The organism is Sphingomonas sp. SP2 (assembly GCF_058313385.1).
Genome location: NZ_JBZFLD010000001.1, coordinates 1,042,323 through 1,064,357, shown reverse-complemented (window position 1 = coordinate 1,064,357; position 22,035 = coordinate 1,042,323). Strand labels below are relative to the sequence as shown.

The following is a 22,035-nucleotide window of genomic DNA, read 5'->3' as shown; positions in this document are numbered from 1 at the left end:
CCGATCGTGCCCCCTCGCGCACCATCGACAATCCCAAAATCCTTGGCGCCAAGGCTTTTGGGGCGGCCCGACTCGGCTGCGGCCAGAAATCCGCGCGAGCTCAGGCGAATGCGATCTCTGCCGCGGGCAACGCGAGGGACGCGCGCCGCCGCGCCACCTTGGCACCGATGTGCGCCCGGAAGGCGGCGTGGTCGCCCGCCAGCCCCGCCAGCCGGATCGCGCTGTCATGCAACAGCGAGCCCGTCGGCGCGCGACCTATCGCCGCCGCAAACTGCGCCTCCGCCTGCTCGGGACGTTTGGTCAGTGCAAGAAGGTTGCCGGCGTTCACATGGCTCCAGCCGGGATGTCCGCCGTCCGCCCGGGCCCTGGCGGACCGCCCTGCGATGCGGTCGGCCGCCTTGCCCATATCCTCGAGGTCCGCGCACATCCGCACGGCTTCCCTGGCCGCGCGATCGGCCATGTGGCCGACCTCGCGCGCGAAGGCGGCCTCGTCCTCCGCGCCGACGAACTCGGTGATCCGCCCGCCATGATCGAACGTCAGCGCCTCGCTCTCCGACCAGAGGAAATGCGCCCCCACGTTGAGATAGCAGCCCTGAGCGAAGCGGCTTGGCTGGAACTCGATCAGCGCCAGCCACCAGCCATGATCGGCAAGCCAGATGCGCGAGCGGCCCTTGCGCACGAAGCCGAGCGGCGCGAGCCTCTCCTGCGCTGCCGCGGCGATGATCCGGTCATGCGTCTGGGCCATCCCCCCTCCCCGCCGGCCAGCATCGCCGCTCCGGGCGCGATTGCAAGCGCGGGACTCCCTGGATCAGGCGAGCGCCTTGGCCTCGCGCCAGGTGACCAGCCGCCGGCTCGCCTCGTCCCACAGCACCAGCCGGACCGTCCGGAAGCTCTCGCGGATGCCGAGCTCGCTGCAGGTCTTGAGCGCGGGAATGTCGCGCATCACTTCGCCGAGGCGATAGAAAGGGATTCGGCTCGCCAGGTGATGGACGTGGTGAACGCCGATATTGGCGGTGAACCAGCGCAGCACGCCCGGCAGGCGATAGTGCGAGCTTCCGTGAAGTGCGCTCTCGGCGAAGGACCAGTCCTCCTGCCGGTCCCATTGCGTGCCTTCGAACTGATGCTGCACGTAGAACAGCCACACCCCGATGGTCGCGGCGGTCAGGACCACGATCACCTGGACGGTGAGGAAGGCGGCGAGCCCGAACAGCCAGATCATCAGCCCCGCGACCATCGCGATCGCGGCATTGGTGCCAAGCGTGCTCAGCCACGGCCGGTAGCCCATCGACATCATGCCGATCGGAAGCCGGTGGCGGAGCAGGAAGAGATAGGCCGGCCCAAGCCCGAACAGGACCAGGGGATGGCGATAGAGGCGGTAGCGCAGCCGGCCGGTGAGGCTGAGCGCGCGATATTCGGCGACGGTCAGCGTATCGATGTCGCCAAGGCCGCGCCGGTCGAGATTGCCCGTGCCCGCATGATGATGGGCGTGCGACCGGCGCCAATATTCATAGGGCGTGAAGGTCAGTACCCCAATCACCCGGCCAACCCAGTCGTTGGCGGCGCGGCGGCCGAAGAAAGCGCCGTGGCCGCAGTCGTGCTGGATCAGGAACAGACGCAGCAGGAACAGGCCGGCAACGACCGCCAGCGCGATCCCTGCAAGCGCGCTCATCGAATGCAGGATGGCGGCGAGGCCCCAGAGGAGGAGGAAGGGGCCTGCGGTGATCGCCAGTTCGGCGAGGCTCCGGCCCGTCTTCGGGTCGCGATAGGACGCCATCGTCTTGAGAAGGTCGGAAGGATTGAGCGGCGTTGCGGAGGCGGCGGTCAAGGGTCGGCTTTCACTGAAGGGAAGACGGCAAGGACGATGATTCTGCCACCGCCATAGCCGCGAACTGGCAGCAACATCATTAACCTTCTCCGAAACAGCGCAAATGAGCGGAGACAAAAGCCCGCTCGGACCGACCGGCCAATCGGGCCGCGCCCTTGCAAAGTAGGATTTCGGATGCTTACCTCGCCTCTCTGGTTCGTTTGAGGCTCATCGGACAGGGGTGAAGGTCACGGCACGTCAACTTGGGTCTCGGCGCAATATTTTTGTATTTTCCGTCACTTGCGGTAATTCTCGCGTCCGCCCCGGCACCCGATCGTGAGTCAACTTCGTGACCCGCGGCCGCCCCTCTTGGGAAACCTCGCCGCCTCGGCTAAGCCGCGCCGCTTATGACTGATCCAATCCCACCGAAGCGCATCTTTCCTGATGCGAAGGTCGACGCCGAAGCGGCCAAGCACATTCCGTCCTCGCCCCAGACCGAGGACCCCGCCTACACCCTCGCCTTCCAGGACAAGGATTTCCTCCTTCGTCCGGACCTGCGGCCAGTCCGCTTCCAGCTCGAATTGCTGAAGCCCGAACTGTTCCTCGACGAGCAGCAGATCGGCTCGACCTTCGTCTTCTACGGTTCGGCCCGCGTGCCCGAGCCGGCCAAGGCCGAGGCCCTGCTCGCCGCCGCCCGCACCGACCAGGAGCGGGTCATCGCCGAGCGCCTCAAGGCCAAGTCGCATTATTACGACGTCGCCCGCGAGCTCGCGCGGCTGGTCAGCCAGACCGACCGCGACGAGGAAGGCAAGCGCCACTTCGTCGTCTGTTCGGGCGGCGGTCCCTCGTTCATGGAAGCCGCCAACCGCGGCGCGCAGGACGTCGGTGCCGAGAGCATCGGGCTCAACATCGTGCTTCCGCACGAGCAGCTGCCCAATCCCTACGTCACCCCGTCGCTGAGCTTCCAGTTCCACTATTTCGCGCTCAGGAAGATGCACTTCCTGCTCCGCGCGCGGGCCGTGGCGGTGTTCCCAGGCGGCTTCGGCACCTTTGACGAGATGTTCGAGCTGCTGACCCTCATCCAGACCGGCAAGGTCCGGCCGCTGCCGATCCTGCTCTACGGGCGCGAATTCTGGGAGCGGGTGGTGAATTTCGAGGCCCTCGTCGAGGAAGGCGTCATCTCGGCCCGCGACCTCGACCTCCTCACCTGGTGCGAAACCGCCGAGGAAGGCTGGGCCAAGGTGTGCGACCATTATGCCGCGCAGGAAGCCCGGGCCGCGGCCGAATAGGGCATAAGAAAAGGGCCGCCCCGGCAATGTCCGGAGCGGCCCTTTTGCTTGGGCTTGCGTGGCTTACTGCTTGGGCGCCGGAGTCGCGGTGGTGCCCGGCGCGCTGACCTTGGGCGCGCCTTCGCCGCGGACGTTGGCCATCCCGCCGGTGGCCGCCTGCTGCTCGTTCAGCACCGGCTCGTTCTCGGCCTTCTGGGCACCGGCATCGTCGGCTTCCGACGCGGCCTTGTCGCCCGCCGCACCCTCGGTCCCGGCAACCGGCGCGGCCGGCATCGGCAGCGGGGCCGGGCTGTTCTGGTTTAGGTAGGCGATGACGTTGGCGCGGTCCTCGGGATTGCTGAGGCCGGCGAAGGTCATCTTGGTGCCCGGGGCGAACTTCTTGGGGTTGGCGAGCCACTCGCTCAGCGTCGCCCAGTCCCACTTGCCGCCATGGCCGCTCAGCGCGTCCGACCAGGCGAAGCCGCGGCCCTGCCCGACCGGCTCGCCGACCACGTGGTAGAGGTTCGGGCCGAGACCGTTCGCGCCACCCTGGTTGATGGTGTGGCAGGCCTGGCACTTCTTGAAGACCTCGGCGCCCTTCGCCGGATCGGCGCTGGCGAGGTAGAATTCGATCGGCTTCTCGGCCTCGCCGCCGCCGGCGCCTTCCTCGACCACGCCCTCGATCGGATAGCCCATCTTCTCCGGGCGCTCGCCGCGGAAATAGGTCCCGGCCGCGAGGCTTCCGCCCAGGGCAACGATTCCGGCAAACAGCACCCAGCCGGCGATGGTGTTGTTATTGTCCTGCATGTGGGTCTTTAAGGTCCGATCGGAAGAAAACTGGCGTCCCTTTAAGCGGCCCCTCCCGCTTCTTCAAGCGGCGAGCCAGTGCTCCAGCAGGCTCCGCGCAATGGCGAAGGGCGGCGGGGCGACGAAGGCGGCGTCGGGCGCCCCCGCCAGCGCGGCGGCGACCTCGTCCCGGCCGAACCAGCGCGCATCCTCCAGTTCGGTCGTGTCGACGGTCAATTCTTCGCCGAGGCTGGTCGCCGTGCAGGCGATCATCAGCGAGGAAGGAAAGGGCCAGGGCTGGCTCGCGACGTAGCGGACGTTGCCGACGGTCACCCCGGCCTCCTCGAACAATTCGCGCGCCACCGCATCCTCGAGGCTCTCGCCGACCTCGACGAACCCGGCCAGCGCCGAATAGCGCTGCGGCGGGAAGCGCGGCTGGCGGCCGAGAAGGACGCGGCCGTCATGCTCCGCAAGCATGATCACTACGGGATCGACCCGCGGATAATGTTCGCCGCCGCAGGCCTCGCACTGCCGCGACCAGCCGCCGCGGACGATCACGCTCGGCTTGCCGCACAGCGCGCAATAGGGGTGGCGGCGGTGCCAGGAAGCAAGACTGGCCGCCGCGGCGAACACCGGTGCGTCACCCGCGTCGAGGTGGGCAAGCGCGTTGAACTGGGCGCGCAGGTCGCCCGCCTCGGTGCCGATCGCGGAGAAGCAAGGCACGTCGCCGTCGAGGCCGAGGAACAGCGCGGGATCGGTGACCGGGCCCCAGCGGAGCCTGCCATCGGCGTCGATCGCGGGAAACCCGTCCTCCCACAACAATTGCCGCGCCAGCGGCGAGGCCGCGAGTTCGGCGATAGCGTCAGGGTCGGCGCGGAGGGCATCGGCCCGGTCGAGGCCGGGTCCGGCGAAGAAGATCTCAGGCGGCAAGTCGGGGCTCCCGTTCGGCACGCAGCGCGGCCTCGGCCGCCTTTCGATAGAGGGTCGGCAGGCCTGCATCGTCCAGCGTTGCAAGCTCCTGCCACCAGCCCTCGCCCGACGGCGGCTCGCTGCGCGGGACGATCAACAGGTCGAGCGTGAAGTGGGTGAAGCCGTGGCGGTGAATGGCGATGGCGTTGGCGCTCGGTCGCTCCTCGCTCCATTCCTCGCCCGGCAGCGCGGCCATTCCGCCGAGAAGCCCCTCGCCTGGTCGCCGGACCAGCCAGACCCGGTCGTCCTGCCGCACCCACCAGGCAAGACCGTAGCGATGCGGCCGCTCCTTGCGCCGCTTCGGCGCGGGGAAAAGCTCGGGCGTGCCGAGCCGGGCCGCGGTGCAGTCGGCGACAAGCGGGCAGATGTCGCAGCGGGGCTGCTTGGGGCGGCAGATGGTCGCGCCGAGGTCCATTAGCGCCTGCGCGAAGTCGCCATGACGGCCGGCCGGGAACCAGGCCCGTGCCGCGGCAGCGAGCGCGGACCGCTCGGCGATCCCGAACACCCGTGCCACCACCCGCTCGACATTGGTGTCAACCGGAACCGCATCCTCCCCGAACGCGATCGCGGCGACGGCGGCAGCGGTATAGGCGCCCAGACCCGGCAGATTGCGAAGTTCGGCCTCGGTCCGGGGAAAGGCGCCGCGCGCCGCGACGGCCCGGGCGCAGGCGATGAGGTTGCGGGCGCGGGCATAATAGCCGAGCCCCGCCCATTCGCCGAGAATGTCCTCGTCCTTGGCGGCCGCCAGCGCCTCGATCGTCGGCCAGCGCTCAAGGAAACGGAGGAAGCGCGGGGTGACGGTCGCGACAGTGGTCTGCTGGAGCATCACTTCGCTCAGCCATGTGCGATAGGGGTCGGCCGGCCCGCCCCGCCACGGCAAGTCCCGGGCATGGCGCGCATAATGGTCGAGAAGCCGTTCGGCCGCGGTAGCGTCCATGCGCGGCCTATGGCATGACCCGCCGCGATGTCGAAGAAAAAGCCCGTCCCCGCCGAAGCACCGCGCCAGGGTCGCGCGCGCGCCGCGGGCGAGCTTGCGGTCGACGTCGGCGGAATGGCGTTCAAGCGCTTCGGCTTCGTCCAGGGCGCGGTGGTCGCCCGCTGGGCCGAGATCGTCGGCGATCGCTACGCCAAGGTCTCGACCCCCGAATCGATCCGCTTTCCCGCCGGTCGCAAGGCCGGTGGTACGCTGACGCTGGCGGTGGAAGGCGCGCACGCGCCGCTGCTGCAGCATCTCGCTCCGATGATCATGGAGCGGGTCAATCTCTTCTTCGGCTACGAGGCGGTGGCCAAGGTCGTCTTCCGGCAAGGCAGCAAGGCGGCGGCGCGGCCGCGGCCCGAGCGCCCGCGTCCGGTGCCGGTCCCTCGTGATCTCGGTGACGGCCTGCGCGAGATCGCCGATCCCGAGCTTCGCACCATGCTCGAAAGCCTTGCCGGCAAGATCGCTGCCGCCGATGGTCCGCCGACCATCGTCCCGCCCCCTTTCAAACTTGGCAAAATCAACACTCGGAGTGACCAGGACGTATGAACAAGCTCTCCCTCGCGGTGGCCGCCAGCCTGATCGTGCTCGGCGCCACGGCCTGCAAGCAGCAGCCCACCGCGGCCAACGACAGCCCCGCCGCCGCGCCGGTGCAGGCGCCCAACGGCGACTGGAGCAAGCTCGTCTCGCAGACCAGCGAAGGCGGCATGCTGATGGGCAATCCGCAGGCCAAGGTGAAGCTGATCGAGTTCGGCTCGATGAGCTGCTCGCACTGCGCCGACTTCGCCAAGGAAGGCGAGCCGAAGCTGGTCGAGAATTACGTGAAGACCGGCAACGTCAGCTTCGAATTCCGCAACTTCGTGCGTGACCCGCTCGACATCAGCGCCTCGCTGATCGCCCGCTGTGCCGGCGCGACCCCGCAATTCTTCGACCTGACTAACGGCATCTATGCCGACCAGCGCAGTTTCTTCGACCGGCTCCAGGCCGTTCCGCAGCAGCAGCTCGCCGGGCTCCAGAGCATGACCCCGGCGCAGCAGTTCACCAAGATGGCCGAATATGCCGGTCTTCAGGAGTGGGCGGCGCAGCGCGGCCTGCCGTCGGGCAAGACCAGCCAGTGCCTCACCAACCAGGCCGAGATCGACCGCCTGGTCCAGATGGTGAGCGATGCCTCGAGCCAGTATACGATCGAGGGCACGCCGACCTTCGTCCTCAATGGCGACGTGGTCCAGGTGCAGCCGGGTTCGTCGACCTGGGACCAGGTCGAAGCCGCGATCAAGAAGGCGCTCTGACGACCAGGAGCGTCTTCACGCCCGGGGGGGAGTGACGACAGGTGCGGTTCCGCCGCCTCAAGCTGACCGGCTTCAAGAGCTTCGTCGAACCGGCCGATCTTCGGATCGAGCCGGGGCTGACGGGGGTCGTGGGTCCGAACGGCTGCGGCAAGTCGAACCTCCTCGAAGCGCTCCGCTGGGTGATGGGCGAAGGAAGCCCCAAGTCGCTGCGCGGCGGGGGCATGGAAGACGTCATCTTCGCCGGGACCACCCAGCGACCGGCGCGTGACTTTGCCGAAGTGTCCCTGCTCGTCGATCGCGGCGGGGACGAGGGCGAGAGCGAGGTCACCCGCCGGATCGAGCGCGGGGCGGGGTCGGCCTACCGGATCAATGGCCGCGACGTCCGCCAGAAGGACGTCGCTTTGCTGTTCGCCGATGCGGCGACCGGCGCCCACTCCCCCGCCCTCGTCAGCCAGGGCCGGATCGGCGCCGTCATCGCCGCGCGCCCGGCCGAGCGGCGCCAGATGCTCGAGGAAGCGGCGGGCATCGCCGGGCTTCATGTCCGGCGCAAGGATGCCGAGCAGAAGCTCCGCGCGACCGAGGCCAATCTGCAAAGGCTCGACGAGTTGCTTGGCGACCAGGAGCAGCGGGCCGCTTCGCTGAAGCGGCAGGCCCGGGCCGCGGAACGCTATCGCGCGCTGACCGATCGGATCCGGCTGGCCGAGGGAAAACTCATCTATCGGCGCTGGGCCGAAGCCGACGCGGCGGCGCGGTCAGCGGGCGCCGAGGCCGACAAGGCGGTGCGCGACGTCGAGGCGCTGTCCGCCAATCTCGGTCGGGCGCAGGACGCGCAGGCCAAGGCGGCGGCGCTGGTGGCCGAGCGGCGGCAGGCCGCGACCCGGGCCCGCGAAGAGGGGCAGGAACTCGCCCATCGGCTCGCGACCTGCCGCGCTGCGCTCGACACGGCGCGGCGGCGCCTGGTCGAACTCGAGCGCATGGCAAATGGGGTCGAGGCCGAACGGACCCGCGAAGAGGCGCTGAAGGCCGACAGCGAGCAGGCGATGGCGGCGCTGACTGCGGAAATGGCGGCGCTGGCCGAGCGGCTTGCCACGGGCGAGGCCCGGCAGGCGGGGCTCGTGCTGGCGCTGGGCAAGGCCGAGGAAGCAAGCCGCGAGGCGGAGGCGGCGCTGGCCGCGCTCCTTACCCGCGAAGCCGCACTCCGGGCCGAAAAGCAGGTGGCGCTCGCGGCGCTCAGTGCCGCGCGGAGCCACGCCGCGCGGCTCGACGCCGAGCTTGCTGGGCTGGCGGCGGGGTTAAGGGACCTTGGTTCGGTCGAGGCCATGGCAGCCGAGCGGGAAGAGGCGGAGGCGCTGGCGGCCAAGGCAGCGCGCGAAGCCATCGCGGCCGAGCGGGCGATCGGAACGGCGGAGGCAGCGCGGCAGGAAGCCGCCGCAGCGCGAGAGGCGGCCGAACTGGTCCTGTCCGAAGCGCGGGCCGCCGAGGCCTCGGCCCTGAGTGAGATCGCTGCGCTCACGAAGACGCTGGCCGTGTCCGCGGGCACCGGTGTGCTCGGGCAGCTCAAGGTCGCGCCGGGTTATGAGAAGGCGCTGGCCGCGGCGCTTGGCGACGATCTCGGCGCTTCCACGAACCGCGCGGACGAACGCCATTGGAGCGGCGCCGCGATCGAGCCGGACGACCCGCCGCTCCCCGCCGGGCTGGTCCGGCTTGCCGATCAGGTCTCGGCGCCGCCCGAACTGGCGCGGCGGCTGGCGCAGGTTGGCGTCGCAGAGCGCGACGAAGGGCAGGTACTGGCGGTCGGGCAGCGGCTGGTCACCCGCGACGGCCGGCTGCGGCGATGGGACGGCTTCGTCAGCAGCGGGACCGGCGCGGCGGCGGCCGAGCGGCTCGAGCGCGGCAACCGGCTGGCGATGCTCGAAGCCGAGGCGCCGACGCTGGCGGGCGCCCATGCCCAGGCGAAAAGGACCTTCGAGGAAAAGGTGGCTGGCGCCAAGGCGGCGGCAGCGGCGGTCGAGGGCGCGCGGGGCGATCTTGCGAGGGCCGAGGCCACCGCCCGCACGGCGCAGCGCGAGGCCGACCGGATCGCCCTCGCGCTCGAGCGGCTTGAGCAGCAGCGCGACGCCTTGCTCAAGCGGCAGGCCGAACTTGCGCCGGTTACCGAGGCCGCGCGCACGGCGGTGGCGCAGGCCGAGCAGGCGCTCGCCGCGCTCCCGGCCGACGATGCGCTGGCGGGCGCCCTGGCCGAAGCGCGTGCCCATGCGCTCGAACAGGGGCGGCTGCTGGCCGAGCGGCGGGCCGATCTCGCGACGGCTGCCCGGACCGCGAGCGCCGATCGCGAGCGGCAGCTGGCCGCGGCGCGGGAGCAGGCGGCCTGGACCGAACGAAGCGAGGCGGCCGACCGGCGGATCGCCGACACGGCGGTGCGGCGCGAGCGGATCGAGGCCGAGAAGACGTCGCTCGACGGTGAGCCCGAGCGGCTGCAGGGCGAAGTGGCGAAGACCGAGCAGGCGGTGGCGGGCTCGGGCGCGCTCCTGTCGCGAGCGCTCGATGCGGAGCGCGAGGCCGAAAAGGCGCTTGCCGATCTTGCGGCGGCCTTTGCGCGCGAGAATGAAGCCATGGCCGAGGCGCGAGAGCGCCGGGCCGCGGCGAGCGCCCGGGCCGAAGCGCAGGTCGCTCGGCGGATCGAATATGGCCGGGTCTGCGGCGAGAAGTTCGAATGCCCGCCCCCGCTCCTTCCGGGCAAGCTCGGTTTCGATCCCGACGCGCTTGCCGACAGCGCCGAGGAGAGCGCATCGCTCGAGCGACTGACCGCCGACCGCGAGCGGCTGGGACCGGTCAACCTCGTCGCCGAGCAGGAACTGGCCGAGCTTGAGGAAGCACGGCTGCAGGGCGCGGGCGAGCGGGACGAACTGTCCGAAGCCATCCACCGGCTGCGCGGCTCCATCGGCAGCCTCAACCGTGAGGGCCGGGCCCGCTTGCTCGCCGCCTTCGAGGAAGTCGACCGGCACTTCCGGAGCCTCTTCACGACCCTCTTCGACGGCGGACAGGCGCATCTCGCGCTGATCGACAGCGACGATCCGCTTGAGGCCGGCCTCGAAATCATGGCCCAGCCGCCGGGGAAGCGGCTGACCGCCCTGTCGCTGTTGTCGGGCGGCGAGCAGGCGCTGACCGCGGTCGCGCTGATCTTCGCCCTGTTCCTGACCAAGCCCTCGCCGATCTGCGTCCTCGACGAGGTCGACGCGCCGCTCGACGACGCCAATGTCGAGCGCTTCTGCGACCTTCTCGTGCGGATGACCGCGGAAACCGACACGCGCTATCTCATCGTCACGCACAATGCGGTGACGATGAGCCGGATGCACCGGCTCTACGGGGTGACGATGGTCGAGAAGGGGGTCAGCCGGATCGTGTCGGTCGACCTCGGCGGGGCGGAAGAATTGCTCGCAGCGGAATGATGTTCGGCAAATCCGATTAGTCGAAATCGTTCGATGAGAGATTCCGAACATAGGCACGGCCCTTGTTGCGAATAACTCGCATTAGCTTTAGCTAGGCTCCACCGAAACGATCCCACGTTTCCGAAGGATTTTGCCGTGCTCACGATCGCGCGCGCCCTTGCTGGCGCCACCCTCGTCGTTGTCCCCATGTCCTCCGCCGCTGCCGCCACCGCCGAGGGTGAAGTGCGTGCGGGCGTGGCGGTGGAGGCCGGCGCCGAGGAGCAGCCGACGCAGGTCGTGACCGTCACCGGCAGCCGCGAGGAATATGGGGTCAAGGCGACCGTCACGGGGACGAAGACCAGCACGCCGATCCGCAACATCCCGCAGGCCATGTCGGTCGTGTCGGAGGCGCAGATCGAGGACCAGTCGCTTCGGTCGGTCGCCGATCTCCTCTTCTTCGTGCCCGGCGCCACCCCCGGGACGGGCGAGGCCAATCGCGACCAGCTGACCCTGCGCGGCAACAACACCACCGCCGACTTCTTCGTCGACGGGATCCGCGATGATGCCCAATATTTCCGCGACTTCTACAATCTCGACCGGGTCGAGGTGCTGAAGGGTCCGAACGCGATGATCTTCGGCCGCGGCGGCGGCGGCGGCATCGTCAATCGGGTGACCAAGCGGGCGACGCTCAAGAACGATCAGCAATATCTCCTCAGCCACGACAGCGAGGGCGGGACACGCATCACCGCCGACGACAATGTCCGGCTTGGCGGCGCGCTTGGCTTCCGCCTCAACAGCCTGTGGGAGAAGGGCGAGAGCTTCCGCCGCTTCACCGACCTCAAGCGCTACGGGATCAACCCGACCATCGGCTGGCAGCCGGGCGCCGACACGCGCGTCGATCTCTCCTACGAATATTTCCATGACCGGCGTACCGCCGACCGCGGCGTCCCCTCGCTCAACGGGCGGCCGCTCGAAGGCTATGACCGCGAATTCTTCGGTGATCCGGGCGACAGCCACTCGAACGCCGACGTGCAGATCGCGACGCTCGCGGTCGAGCAGAAGTTCGGCGACCAGCTGCTGCTCCGCCACCGCAGCCAGTTCGCCGACTATGACAAATTCTACCAGAACATCTATCCGAGCGGCCCCGTCACCGCCGCCGGCACGGTCGCGCTCGGCGCCTACAACAGCCGCAACGACCGGCGGAACCTGATCAGCCAGGCCGATCTCGTGTGGGACGGCAGCCTCGGCGGAATCGATCAGACCTGGCTGGTCGGGGTTGAGCTCGGCAGCCAGATTAGCCGCAACCAGCGCCTGAGCGGCACCAGTGCCGGGGTCGTCACGCTTCCGCAGACGACCAAGGACGTCACGGTCACCTTCGCCCGCGCCGCGAGCGACGCGGACAATCGCACCCGCGCCACGGTCGCCGCCGCCTATGTCCAGGGCCAGCTTCGCCCGACCGACTGGCTGGAGCTCGTCGGCGGTCTCCGGTTCGATCGTTTCAAGCTGCGGGTCGACGACGAGCGCACGACCGTCCCGACCTTCGCGCGCACCGACCGCTTCGTCTCGCCGCGTCTCGGGCTCATCCTGAAGCCGCGTCACGACCTGTCGCTCTATACCAGCTTCTCGCGATCCTTCCTGCCGCAGTCGGGCGATCAGTTCAGCGGGCTGACGTCGACCACCAGCGAGCTGAAGCCCGAACGGTTCGACAATGTCGAAGCCGGCGCCAAGTGGGAGCTGCTCGACGGCCTGCTGGCGACAGTCGCCGTCTACCAGCTCGATCGCACCAACACCCAGTTTCGCGATCCCGTCACCAACGTCGTCCAGCTGAGCGGGGCGACGCGCAACCGCGGGCTCGAGATCGGGATCGAGCGGAGCATCGCCTCGCGGCTGCAAGTGTCGGCGGGCTATGCCCTCCAGAAGAGCGAAGTGCGCCGCGCGACCAGTGCGCCGGCCGGACGCCAGACCCCGCTCGTCCCGCGGCACAGCGCGTCGCTGTGGGCCAAGTATCAGCTTGACACGCCGCTGGCGCTTGGCCTCGGCGTGCTTGCCCGGTCGAAGAGCTATGCCTCGATCAACAATGCGGTGGTGCTGCCGGGCTACACGCGGCTCGACGGGGCGGTCTATTACAAGCTGATGCGGGGGCTGGAGGCGCAGCTCAACATCGAGAATCTCACCAACCGCGATTATTTCCCGACCGCGCACAACGACAACAATATCGCACCGGGCGCCCCGCGGACGGCCCGAATCAGCCTCAAGGCGGATTTCTAGGCTGAGGGGCTGGTCCCGGCGAAAGCCGGGGACCGACGTTCTTGGACGGAGAGGCACTGGGCTTCTGCTTTCGCAAAAGAACTAAAGCGCCTCCGCCCGCTCCCTTATCCGTACCAGATCCGCGACGAAGCGGGCACGCTCCTCCCGGCGCCGGTCTTCCTCGGGGATGCGGAGGAGGAAGCTCGGGTGGACCGTCACCCAACATTCGCTGCCGTCCGCAAGCATCAGCGGTGCTTCGCGCGCCTTGGTGATGGTCAGCGTCTTGCCGGTCAGCGACCGTGCCGCCGTGGCGCCGAGCGCGACGGTGAGCGGCGGCCGGATGATGCTGCGCTCCTGCTCCTGCCACCAGCGGCAGGCGTCGATCTCCGCCGTGTCAGGCCGCGCGTGGATCCGCTTCTTGCCGCGCAGGACGAACTTGAAATGCTTGACCGCATTGGTGACGTAAGTGGTCGAGCGATCGATCCCGGCTTTCTCCAGCGCCACATCGAACAGCTGCCCGGCGGGACCGACGAAGGGCCGTCCGGCCAGATCCTCCTGATCGCCAGGCTGCTCGCCGACGAAGAACAGGCGCGCATCGAGCGGACCTTCGCCAAATACGGTCTGGGTGCCGCAGCGATGAAGGTCGCAGCGGGTGCAGCCCATCGCCTCGCCGCGCAGCGCCGCCCAGGCGGCCTCGCTGTTGCCGCCGGCCCGCGGTGCCGATTGTGCCCGTTCGATCATCTCCAGCTCCCGTGCGCGTGCTCCCGCGATCAGGGGGGCAACGAGCTGGGTCTCGGGCATGTTGCGCCAATATTTCTTCGGCATCTCCTTCAGCATCGCCTTCACCTTGAGGCGAGCGGGGTTGAAGATGTTCGAATAGTAGGTCCGCCACGTCTCCTCGAGCGGGTCGCCGTCGGGTGCGTCGGCGCGAGTCGCACCGGGGCCTTCGCTGAGCGTCTCGCTGTCGGGCTCCCAGTGGATCGACAGTTCGGGCGTCAGGATCGACCAGCGCATGGTCGCGAAGCGGCGGACGAAGAAGCCAGCCTCGCGGCGGACGATGTGATGGTCCGGCTCGAAGAAGGCGACGAAATGCTCGCGGCCATCGTCCTCGACTTCGCGGAAGCGGACGAAGGCGTGCATCTTGTGCGCATCGCGGCGCACTTCCTTGGCGAGTTTTTCCAGCCGGTCGACCAGCGGATCAGCGCGATCCTCGAGCGCGCGGCGGTTGGCCTTCAGTTTCCACAGCAGGCTGTAGAGCAGGGCGAAGCGCTGCGGCTCGGAATGGCAGATGGCGGCCTTGGCGAGGTCCAGAAAGGGCTTGGGCACCGAGAACATGGGCTCGCCGCCGGACAGTGGCGGTACTGCGCCCTCGTTGCCGAACAGCTCCCCGTCCTCGCCCGCGACCTGCCAGACGACGCTCATCGGGGGGACCCCGGCCATCACCAGCTCCCGCGCCGCGTCGCGCCAGCCGTCGAAATCGTCGGGCTGATCGAGCGTGATCTTGAGCGGGTCGAGCTGGGGGCCGTCGGGCAGGAGCACGCCCGCCTTGCCGCTGAGGCCATGCCGCGCATCGAACAGATCGGCGGGGTTGCCGCAGCGGCCGTTGGCGTCGCTCACGCGGCGAAGAGTTCCAGCTGGTGCTTCTCGGGCTTGATCCAGCGCTTGAGGTCGGCGCGATCGGTCAGCAACGTCGGCCGCCAGTCGCTGGTTACGATGAACGGCCGGATCTTGGCGACGCTCACGGTCAGGCGCGCGACGTCGTCGAGCGAGAAGGTGCGGAAGCGGCGCGAGCGAAGGATCCGGTCGACCGCCTTGGTCCCGAGGCCGGGGACGCGGAGGAGCTGCTCGCGGCTGGCGCGATTGACGTCCACGGGGAAATGCTCGCGAAACTTGAGCGCCCAGGCGAGCTTGGGATCGATGTCGAGCGGGAGCATGCCGTCGGGTTCGGCCGCGCTGACCACTTCCTCGGGTGAGAAGCCGTAGAAGCGCATCAGCCAGTCCGACTGGTAGAGGCGATGCTCGCGCATCAGCGGCGGTCGCTGCAGCGGCAGGACGGCGCTGGCGTCGGGGATTGGCGAGAAGGCCGAATAATAGACCCGGCGAAGGCTGAAGCGATCGTAGAGCGTGCTCGCCTTGCGCACGATGTCGCCGTCGGTCGCGGCGTCGGCGCCAACGATCATTTGGGTCGACTGGCCCGCGGGCGCGAAATTCGGCGCCGACTTATACTTCTTGCGGGCGTCCTTCCCGTCCTCGATCGCGCCCTTCATCCCGAGCATCGCGCCCTCGATCTGTGGCGCGCTCTTCTCGGGCGCGAGACGCTTCAAGCCCGGCACCGTGGGAAGTTCGACGTTGATCGAAACGCGGTCGGCGTAAAGGCCGGCCATCCGCACCAACTCAGGATCGGCATCGGGAATGGTCTTGAGATGGATGTAGCCGCGAAAGTCGTGATCCTCGCGCAAGGACCGAGCGACCTCGACCAATTGCTCCATCGTATAGTTCGACGACTTGATGATGCCTGAGGAGAGGAACAGCCCCTCGATGTAATTGCGCTTGTAGAAAGCGAGCGTGAGCTGGACGACTTCCTGCGCGGTGAAGCGGGCGCGGCGAACGTTCGAGCTCTTGCGGTTGATGCAATAATGGCAGTCGAACACGCAGCTGTTGGTCAGCAGGATCTTGAGCAGGCTGATGCAGCGGCCGTCGGGCGCATAAGCGTGGCAGATGCCCGACCCCTCGGTCGAGCCCAGCCCCTTGCCGCCGACGCTGTTGCGCTTGGAAGTCCCGCTGGAAGCGCAGCTGGCATCATATTTGGCGGCGTCCGCGAGGATCGCCAGCTTCTCTCGCGTGTCCAGCTGCGCCATGTGTTCGGTATATGTTCCGTTCGTGGCCGAAGCAAGCTTTTCCGTTAGTTTCCGACGCTTAGCTCAGACAGGAAGCTTGCTTCGGGCCTTGCGGACGGCGCCCTCCACCGGAACGTCGTGAATCACCCGGAACCGGGCTTCGATGAGGCTGTAGAGACCGAACAGGAGCAGGCCGGCCGCGACGATCACGTCCCACGGCGAACTCAGCCAGGTCAGCGCCTCGGCCATGCCACCCGCCTCGCCCGCGCGCTCCTTCAGCCCAGCGCCGAACAGGAAGACGCCGCTGATCAGGAAGACGAGCCCGCGCGCGGCATAGCCGCCCTGCCCAATCCAGCGCGCCCACGGCTGCGAAGCCATGCGCGGTTCGAGGTCGTCGAGGAAGTTGGCTTTCCAGGCCTTGATGAACTGGCCGATTCCGACCCCGAGGAGGACCAGCCCGGCCGCCTCGAGCGCAAGGTCACCGCCGGGAAGCTGGAGCGCGCTGCCCGCCTTGTCGGCAGTATTGTTACCGGCGCTGAGGCCCTTGCTGCCCTGAAGCAGGCGGACTGCCTGCCAGGCGAGGAAGAGGTGGGCGAGACCGCTTGCCGCGGCGCCGATCCGCTCGCGGATCCCCTTGTTGTCATCAGGGTGCCGCTCGATGTTGAAGGCCGCGTCGCTCAGGCGCCACAGGCCGTAGGCGCAGAAGCCGGCGATCACGAGGTAGAGGAGGATCCGGCCACTGCCGTTGGCGAGCAGTTCGAGCGCGCCCATCGGATCCTCGGCGCGGCCATTGCGGATAACGAGCATGCCGATGATTACGTAGAGGAGGCCGCGGGCGGCAAAGCCCATCCTCGTCAGCATGGTGAGCGTGGCGCTCGGGTCGGTCCGCATTGTTCAAAGCCTCCTGTCGAGGCTGCCAATGCATGTTGATGCCGTCCGTTCCGTCGCTGCAACGGCCCGTCCGCCAGGGACGGGCCCCAGCGTCACTCAGCGCGGTGCGACGTCGGCCGCGTCCTGCTCTTCACGCTCGGCGACGCCCTGCTGGATGTCCTTGAGCGCGCAGCCGACATTGCCGCCGGGGCCGACGCCCGAGCAGGTGCCCGGACCGGTCTGGCCAATGGTCGCCAGCTGCTTCGAACGGACGCCCCAGCTCTGCGTCACCTGCGGCGGGCCGCTCGGACGAAGCGCCTCGGGCAGGCGATAGCGCTCCTTCTCGGGGCGACGGGCGCAGACGACGGCCTCGTCATCGGTCGAGCGCGGGCAGGGATCGGTGCCGTAGACGATGATCTCGCGGGTGCGGACCTGCGCCTGCTGCGCAGTCGCGGGAAGCGCGGCGGCGAGCCCGGCACCGGCCAGGATCATGGTCGCGAGGGGCAGGCGAATGTTCATCGTATCTCGTCCTTTCAAGCGCTTCAGCGCACGGGGCCAAGGTGCGTTCCCGCGCCTAGACCTTCTTGGAAATGGCAATTGCGGCCTTGCAGATGGCGCGAATACCGAAGCTCAGCAGCGGATAGCCGGGCGCCTCGAGCGCGCCATGCTCGCGCGCCGTGTCGCGATGCTCGAGCTCCTCGGCCTGGAACTGGCGGATATCCGCAGCGAGCTCGGGATCGCGGTCGCCCAGCTCCTCGAGCTGCTCGGCGTAATGAAGGTCGATCTCGGTCTCGACCGCATCGGTGCAGGCCATGGCGGCCTTCTCGCTGATCAGCGCGGTCACGGCGCCGAGCGCGAAGCCGCCGACGTGCCACAGCGGCTGAAGCAAGGTCGGACGGACCCGCCGCTCGGCAAGGAGCTGATTGAAGCGGGCGAGATGCCGTTCTTCCTGCGCCGCCATGTGGGTGACGAGATGCGCTGCCGGGGACGAGCCGCGAAGGACCGCGAGTTGCCCGGCGTAGATGCGGGTCGCGCCATATTCCCCGGCATGGTCGACCCGAAGCATCGAATGCATGTCGGACGCCCGGTCGCCCGGCTTCCAGCCGCTGCTCAACGCTTTGCCACCAGCCACGTTATCACTCCTGCGGAAAACAGCGAGATAATGGCATTCCAGGCGGCCAGCGACAGACCGGCGAAGGACCATTGCACCTGGTCGCAGCGCACCAAAGGGGTCGCGCGAATGGCATTGAGGAGGTCAGCCGTGCTGGTGCCGCTCGCCATGGTCGAACAGGTAGTAAGACCGGGCCACCAGCCCGCCTCGACCCCGGCATGGAAGACCCCGATCGCTCCCGAGGCGGCGATGGCGAGCGCTGCAAGCACGACCAGCAGCCTTGCCTGGCGCGGGACGGCGAAGGACAGGCCGGCGAGGACGATGGCGGCGAGGTGCGGCCAGCGCTGCCACAGGCACATCTCGCACGGGACCAGCCCGCCAATCACCTGCGAGCCGAGGGCACCGAGCAACAGCGCGCCAGGCACCGCAAGCGCGAGCCACTGGGCGAGGCGGACCCTTTCGCCGCCCACCGCCGCGAGGGACGTCATGCGGGCGTCCATCACCGGGCCTTGGTCAGGCTCGCAGGGCCGCTTGCAAGACGGCGAAGCGCCTTCACCGCATAGTCGAGCTGGAAGTCCTTGACCCCCTTCTTCTCGAGCTCGGCGGCGGTCACCTGGAAGCGCGGATCGACGGCATCGTCCTTCTCAAGCAGCTTGTCGTCGACCTTATTCTGGCTGATCAGATGCCGGCGCAGGTCGGCCTCGCGGACCGTCGGCCGATCCTTGTAATCGGGGTCGCTGAGCTGCGGCACGACGATGTCGGGATCGATCCCGCCCGCCTGGACCGAACGGCCCGACGGCGTGAAGTAGCGGGCCGTGGTCAGCCGGAGCGCGCTATTCTGGTCGAGCTGGATGACGGTCTGGACGGAGCCCTTGCCGAAGCTGCGCTCGCCCATGACGAGGGCGCGGCGGTGATCCTGAAGCGCGCCGGCGACGATCTCGGCAGCACTGGCCGAGCCTGCGTCGACCAGCACGATGATCGGCTTGCCGCCGGTGAGGTCACCGGGACGGGCGTAGAAGCGCTCGATGTCGTCCTTGGCCCGGCCGCGCTCGCTGACGATCTCGCCGCGTTCGAGGAAGGCGTCGCTGACCGACACCGCCTGGTCGAGCAGGCCGCCCGGATTGCTGCGCAGGTCGACGACATAGCCGATTGGCTTGCCACCCGCGGCCTTGTCCATGGCGGTCAGTGCCGCCGCGACCTGGTCGCCGACATTGGCCGAGAACTGGTTGATGTTGAGGACGCCGACGCCCTCCTTGATCTCCCACTTCACCGGACGAAGCTCGATCCGCTCGCGGCGAAGGGTGACATCGAAGGGCTTGTCGCGGCCGGGCCGGACGATGGTGAGCTTGATCGCGCTGCCCGGAGGCCCGCGCATCTTCTCCACCGCCTGGTCGAGGTCGAGCCCGTAGAGCAGCTCGCCGTCAAGGTGGGTGATATAGTCGCCGGCCTTGATCCCGGCGCGGTCGGCGGGCGTGTCCTCGGTCGGGGCGATCACCTTGACCGTGCCGTCTTCCTGCGTGACCGACAGGCCGAGCCCGCCGTAATTGCCGTCGGTGGTGGTCTTGAGCTGCTGGAAGTCCGAGGCTTCGAGATAGCTGCTGTGCGGATCGAGGCTGGCCAGCATGCCCTCGATCGCGCCCTTGATGAGCTGATGATCGTCGACCTTGTCGACATAATTGGCGCGAACCCGCTCGAAGACCCCCATGAAGGTCTCCAGCTCCTTGTAGGTGTCGGCATCGGCGGCGGCGACGGTCGCGGTCGTGACCGGGATCAGCGCGAGGGCGCCGACGAGTGCCAGGGGCGGAAGCAGCTTGCGGATCATGTCTTCACTTCTAGCCAGTTGTGCGGCGACTTAATAGCGCGTCCGATGAACGGGCGATGAGGGCAGCGGGCTCCGCCGTGCCGTCCCGGAACAATTCCGCGGTGACCGGACCGAGCGCCCGGCCGATCGGCTGCCCGCCCGCGACCGAGTCGCCGACGCGAACGTTCGGGCGGACCTCGCTGAGGAGGGTCAGCCAGCCCTTGCCATGATCGACGATGACGATCCCGGCGCGGCGGCGGAAGGGCCCGGCGAAGGCGATCCGGCCGGGAGCCGGCGCGACCACCTGAGTGCCTTGCGCGGCGGCAATGGTCATGCCCCGGGCCCGGACGCCATTGTCGAGAAGTTCGCCGAGACCGACGGTCACGCTGCCGCTGGCGGGCACCTGCCAGGCAAAGGGCGGGCGAAGCACCTCGCCTTCCGATCCGCCGGGACGCGGGGTCGACGGCGGAAGCTCGGCGAGGCCCGCCGCCAGCCGGACCGCTTGCCGACGCCGCTCGGCATCACTTGCCAGCGCCCGCAGCCGCTCGCTTCGGTCGAGGACCTGATCGGTCGCTTCAAAGGCCTGCCGGCTTTGCGTCGCCGCGGCTGCGAGCGCATTTTTCTCCTGCGCCGCGAAACGTTGCTGGGCATCGATCGACGCCTGCCGGTCTCGGATTAGACCGGCCTGGAGTGCCTGCTGCCGGCGCTGGATCGCGGCCAGCGCTTCGGCTTCGCTGCGGAGACTGGCGGCGCGGCGCTCGACTTCGGGCCCAAGGGTACGGGCCAAAGCGGCGAGCCTCACCTGTTCGTCGGCGCGCCCGGCGCCCGCAAGCGCGAGCCAGGCCGGCTGCCGTCCCGCCTGCGCGAGCCCGGCGAGCAGCGCGGAGGCCGGACGCCGGACCTCGGCCAGCCGGCGATCGAGCACTTCCTTGCGGCGCCGGAGATCGAGCAATTGCGCCTCGGCCAAGGCCACGCGCGAATCGATGGCGAGGATGGCCTGGGCCGCCGCGGCGGACTGGGCGGCGGCGCGTTCGGCCGTGCTTCGCGCCGCATCGGCCGAGCGTTCGAGGCGTTGCTGCTCGCGCGCCGCGGCATCCGCTTCGCGCTGCGCGACCGTCACGGGGTCGGCGGCGGAAGCGAGGACGGGAGCGAGCAGGACGAGGCTGACGCGGCGCATGGCCTAGCCTTGCCGGTGATAGGGGTGCCCGGCAAGCCAGCTCGTGGCGCGATAGAGCTGCTCGGCAAGCATCGCCCTCGCCAGCATGTGCGGCCAGGTCGCGGGCCCGAAGCTCAGCAGGAGGTCGGCCGCGGCGCGTTCCTCGTCGCTGTGGCCGTCGGCCGCGCCGATGAGGAAGCGGCATTCGCGCCGTCCCTCGTCGCGCCACCGCTCGAGCCGTGCCGCAAAATCGCTCGACGCCAGCGCCTTGCCGCGTTCGTCGAGCAGCACGGTGACGCACGGGCTCAGCGGCGGCGGGACCGTTCCGCCCCGGTCGGGCAGCTCGGTCACCTTCGCCGGCCAGGTCAGCCGTTTCATGTAGCGATCGACGAGGTCAGCCTCGGGCGAACGCCCGATCTTGCCCCGCGCGATGACGTGGAGGAGCAATCAGCCCGCCGCCGCGGCCTTTTCGTCCCCGAACGCCCACATGCGCTCGAGATTGTAGAAGCTGCGGACCTCGGGGCGGAAGAGGTGGACGATGATGTCGTCGGCGTCGATCAGCACCCAGTCGGCGGTCGGCAGGCCCTCGATCCGGACCAGCTTGCCATAATCCTGCTTGAGCCGGTCGGCGAGCTTGGTCGCCATGCTGGCGACCTGGCGGGTCGAGCGTCCTGAGGCGATCACCATATAGTCGGCGATGCTCGACTTGCCGGCGAGCGGGATGGAGACGACTTCGAGGGCCTGATCGTCGTCGAGGCTGCGCATCACTGCGGCATGGAGGTCTTCGACGGAAGCCTGCGCGCGGGCGCCGGCCTGTTCAGGGGTGTCGGCCAAGGTCTCTCCTGTTTCTTTCACTAATGGGAACGCACGAGTGCCCGACCATGTTGCGGCCGGATCGTTCGTGCCAATGGGGATCAGCGGCGCGGAGCTGCGTTGCGGAAGTACGGTCAGGCGGAAGCCTCAGGAAGACGATCGCCGGGGCACTCCAACGCGTCCATTCGCCTTGCTGGCTCCGAGACCGGACGAAGCGCCGAAGCCAGCTCGCCACGCGGGCCGTGCGAGCGTCGTCATCATACCCCGGACGGCTCATTACGGCAATCGGCAGGGTTCGGGCCAGCCGACGCCAATCCTTCCACTGGTGGAATTGCGCCACAGTGTCCTCGCCCATCAGCCAGATGAAGCGGTCGTTGGGGTAGCGCGCGATCACCGCGCGGACGGTGTCGACGGTGTAGACGGTGCCCAACCGGCACTCGAGGTCGCTGACCTTGATGATCGAACGCCGGGCCTGCCGCCGGGCGGAGGCGAGGCGGGCGGCATAAGGCGCCATCCCGGCCTTGGGCTTCAGGGGATTGCCCGGCGACACCAGCCACCAGATCTCGTCGAGCCCGAGCGCCCGTGCCGCAGCAAGGCTCATCGCCCGGTGCGCCCGATGCGCGGGATTGAAGCTCCCGCCGAGAAGTCCGATCCGCCGTGTCACGCGTCCGGGGCTAGCA

The 22,035-nt window shown here is 68.8% G+C and carries 21 protein-coding genes; 5 read left to right on the top strand and 16 right to left on the bottom strand.

The genetic code is table 11. From position 1 onward, the window contains the following. Positions 1-100: 100 nt before the first annotated feature. Positions 101-745, bottom strand: a complete 645-nt coding sequence (locus AC4GYU_RS05470; RefSeq protein WP_491085880.1) for a DUF4304 domain-containing protein — start codon at positions 743-745, stop codon at positions 101-103. Between the two features lie 63 nt (positions 746-808). Next, the gene (locus AC4GYU_RS05465) at positions 809-1,825 is read right to left on the bottom strand and encodes a fatty acid desaturase (RefSeq protein ID WP_491085879.1); all 1,017 of its coding nucleotides are present in this window, start codon (positions 1,823-1,825) and stop codon (positions 809-811) included. Between the two features lie 386 nt (positions 1,826-2,211). Between AC4GYU_RS05465 and AC4GYU_RS05460 the strand changes: the two genes are divergently transcribed. After that, the gene (locus tag AC4GYU_RS05460) at positions 2,212-3,093 is read left to right on the top strand and encodes an LOG family protein (protein WP_491085878.1); all 882 of its coding nucleotides are present in this window, start codon (positions 2,212-2,214) and stop codon (positions 3,091-3,093) included. A 63-nt stretch (positions 3,094-3,156) separates the two neighbouring features. Here the strand turns inward: AC4GYU_RS05460 and AC4GYU_RS05455 are convergent, their stop codons facing one another. From AC4GYU_RS05455 to AC4GYU_RS05445, 3 genes are all read right to left on the bottom strand, one after another. Continuing rightward, on the bottom strand, positions 3,157-3,879 hold the full coding sequence (locus tag AC4GYU_RS05455) for a c-type cytochrome (RefSeq protein ID WP_491085877.1): 723 nt from the start codon (positions 3,877-3,879) through the stop codon (positions 3,157-3,159). A 63-nt stretch (positions 3,880-3,942) separates the two neighbouring features. Beyond that, positions 3,943-4,788, bottom strand: coding sequence for an NAD(+) diphosphatase (gene nudC / locus AC4GYU_RS05450; RefSeq protein ID WP_491085876.1), 846 nt, complete (start codon positions 4,786-4,788; stop codon positions 3,943-3,945). Continuing rightward, on the bottom strand, positions 4,778-5,764 hold the full coding sequence (locus AC4GYU_RS05445) for an A/G-specific adenine glycosylase (RefSeq protein ID WP_491085875.1): 987 nt from the start codon (positions 5,762-5,764) through the stop codon (positions 4,778-4,780). The genes nudC and AC4GYU_RS05445 overlap by 11 nt, the downstream gene beginning before the upstream one ends. A gap of 27 nt (positions 5,765-5,791) precedes the next feature. Between AC4GYU_RS05445 and AC4GYU_RS05440 the strand changes: the two genes are divergently transcribed. The 4 genes from AC4GYU_RS05440 (at position 5,792) to AC4GYU_RS05425 (ending at position 12,788) form a co-directional block, all read left to right on the top strand. Then, a complete protein-coding gene (locus AC4GYU_RS05440; RefSeq protein WP_491085874.1) occupies positions 5,792-6,352 on the top strand; it encodes a DUF721 domain-containing protein in 561 nt (186 codons plus the stop codon). Then, positions 6,349-7,092 (top strand): thioredoxin domain-containing protein, encoded by a 744-nt coding sequence (locus tag AC4GYU_RS05435; protein WP_491085873.1) that lies wholly within the window; start codon positions 6,349-6,351, stop codon positions 7,090-7,092. Before AC4GYU_RS05440 ends, AC4GYU_RS05435 begins: the two co-directional genes overlap by 4 nt. A gap of 41 nt (positions 7,093-7,133) precedes the next feature. Next, entirely contained in the window at positions 7,134-10,541 is a 3,408-nt protein-coding gene (locus AC4GYU_RS05430) for a chromosome segregation SMC family protein (protein ID WP_491085872.1), read from the top strand. Positions 10,542-10,676: 135 nt separating this feature from the next. Beyond that, complete coding sequence (locus AC4GYU_RS05425; RefSeq protein ID WP_491085871.1) at positions 10,677-12,788, top strand: TonB-dependent receptor; 2,112 nt, start codon at positions 10,677-10,679, stop codon at positions 12,786-12,788. Positions 12,789-12,869: 81 nt separating this feature from the next. Here AC4GYU_RS05425 and AC4GYU_RS05420 read toward each other — a convergent pair whose 3' ends face one another. The 11 genes from AC4GYU_RS05420 to AC4GYU_RS05370 all read right to left on the bottom strand — a co-directional run bounded on the left by AC4GYU_RS05420 (position 12,870) and on the right by AC4GYU_RS05370 (position 22,019). Then, on the bottom strand, positions 12,870-14,267 hold the full coding sequence (locus AC4GYU_RS05420) for a UdgX family uracil-DNA binding protein (protein WP_491086886.1): 1,398 nt from the start codon (positions 14,265-14,267) through the stop codon (positions 12,870-12,872). Positions 14,268-14,380: 113 nt separating this feature from the next. Continuing rightward, on the bottom strand, positions 14,381-15,625 hold the full coding sequence (locus AC4GYU_RS05415; RefSeq protein WP_491085870.1) for a putative DNA modification/repair radical SAM protein: 1,245 nt from the start codon (positions 15,623-15,625) through the stop codon (positions 14,381-14,383). Between the two features lie 63 nt (positions 15,626-15,688). Next, the gene (locus AC4GYU_RS05410) at positions 15,689-16,495 is read right to left on the bottom strand and encodes a DUF1206 domain-containing protein (protein ID WP_491085869.1); all 807 of its coding nucleotides are present in this window, start codon (positions 16,493-16,495) and stop codon (positions 15,689-15,691) included. 96 nt (positions 16,496-16,591) lie between these two features. After that, complete coding sequence (locus AC4GYU_RS05405; protein ID WP_491085868.1) at positions 16,592-16,993, bottom strand: hypothetical protein; 402 nt, start codon at positions 16,991-16,993, stop codon at positions 16,592-16,594. 55 nt (positions 16,994-17,048) lie between these two features. After that, positions 17,049-17,549, bottom strand: a complete 501-nt coding sequence (locus AC4GYU_RS05400) for a demethoxyubiquinone hydroxylase family protein (protein ID WP_491086885.1) — start codon at positions 17,547-17,549, stop codon at positions 17,049-17,051. 35 nt (positions 17,550-17,584) lie between these two features. Then, a complete protein-coding gene (locus tag AC4GYU_RS05395; RefSeq protein ID WP_491085867.1) occupies positions 17,585-18,073 on the bottom strand; it encodes a disulfide bond formation protein B in 489 nt (162 codons plus the stop codon). 11 nt (positions 18,074-18,084) lie between these two features. After that, positions 18,085-19,407, bottom strand: a complete 1,323-nt coding sequence (locus AC4GYU_RS05390) for a S41 family peptidase (RefSeq protein WP_491085866.1) — start codon at positions 19,405-19,407, stop codon at positions 18,085-18,087. Between the two features lie 10 nt (positions 19,408-19,417). Continuing rightward, a complete protein-coding gene (locus AC4GYU_RS05385) occupies positions 19,418-20,563 on the bottom strand; it encodes a murein hydrolase activator EnvC family protein (RefSeq protein ID WP_491085865.1) in 1,146 nt (381 codons plus the stop codon). Between the two features lie 3 nt (positions 20,564-20,566). Further along, complete coding sequence (locus AC4GYU_RS05380; RefSeq protein ID WP_491085864.1) at positions 20,567-20,989, bottom strand: 23S rRNA (pseudouridine(1915)-N(3))-methyltransferase RlmH; 423 nt, start codon at positions 20,987-20,989, stop codon at positions 20,567-20,569. Next, on the bottom strand, positions 20,990-21,376 hold the full coding sequence (rsfS, locus tag AC4GYU_RS05375; RefSeq protein WP_491085863.1) for a ribosome silencing factor: 387 nt from the start codon (positions 21,374-21,376) through the stop codon (positions 20,990-20,992). Then, complete coding sequence (locus tag AC4GYU_RS05370) at positions 21,360-22,019, bottom strand: nicotinate-nucleotide adenylyltransferase (RefSeq protein WP_491085862.1); 660 nt, start codon at positions 22,017-22,019, stop codon at positions 21,360-21,362. The genes rsfS and AC4GYU_RS05370 overlap by 17 nt, the downstream gene beginning before the upstream one ends. Between the last annotated feature and the right edge of the window lie 16 nt (positions 22,020-22,035).

Coding starts and splice junctions, on each gene's coding strand:
- AC4GYU_RS05470 (WP_491085880.1), bottom strand. CDS start 745: ATGGCCCAGACGCATGACCGGATCATCGCCGCGGCAGCGCAGGAGAGG.
- AC4GYU_RS05460 (WP_491085878.1), top strand. CDS start 2,212: ATGACTGATCCAATCCCACCGAAGCGCATCTTTCCTGATGCGAAGGTC.
- AC4GYU_RS05455 (WP_491085877.1), bottom strand. CDS start 3,879: ATGCAGGACAATAACAACACCATCGCCGGCTGGGTGCTGTTTGCCGGA.
- AC4GYU_RS05445 (WP_491085875.1), bottom strand. CDS start 5,764: ATGGACGCTACCGCGGCCGAACGGCTTCTCGACCATTATGCGCGCCAT.
- AC4GYU_RS05440 (WP_491085874.1), top strand. CDS start 5,792: ATGTCGAAGAAAAAGCCCGTCCCCGCCGAAGCACCGCGCCAGGGTCGC.
- AC4GYU_RS05435 (WP_491085873.1), top strand. CDS start 6,349: ATGAACAAGCTCTCCCTCGCGGTGGCCGCCAGCCTGATCGTGCTCGGC.
- AC4GYU_RS05415 (WP_491085870.1), bottom strand. CDS start 15,625: ATGGCGCAGCTGGACACGCGAGAGAAGCTGGCGATCCTCGCGGACGCC.
- AC4GYU_RS05410 (WP_491085869.1), bottom strand. CDS start 16,495: ATGCGGACCGACCCGAGCGCCACGCTCACCATGCTGACGAGGATGGGC.
- AC4GYU_RS05405 (WP_491085868.1), bottom strand. CDS start 16,993: ATGAACATTCGCCTGCCCCTCGCGACCATGATCCTGGCCGGTGCCGGG.
- AC4GYU_RS05400 (WP_491086885.1), bottom strand. CDS start 17,549: ATGCATTCGATGCTTCGGGTCGACCATGCCGGGGAATATGGCGCGACC.
- AC4GYU_RS05395 (WP_491085867.1), bottom strand. CDS start 18,073: ATGACGTCCCTCGCGGCGGTGGGCGGCGAAAGGGTCCGCCTCGCCCAG.
- AC4GYU_RS05390 (WP_491085866.1), bottom strand. CDS start 19,407: ATGATCCGCAAGCTGCTTCCGCCCCTGGCACTCGTCGGCGCCCTCGCG.
- AC4GYU_RS05385 (WP_491085865.1), bottom strand. CDS start 20,563: ATGCGCCGCGTCAGCCTCGTCCTGCTCGCTCCCGTCCTCGCTTCCGCC.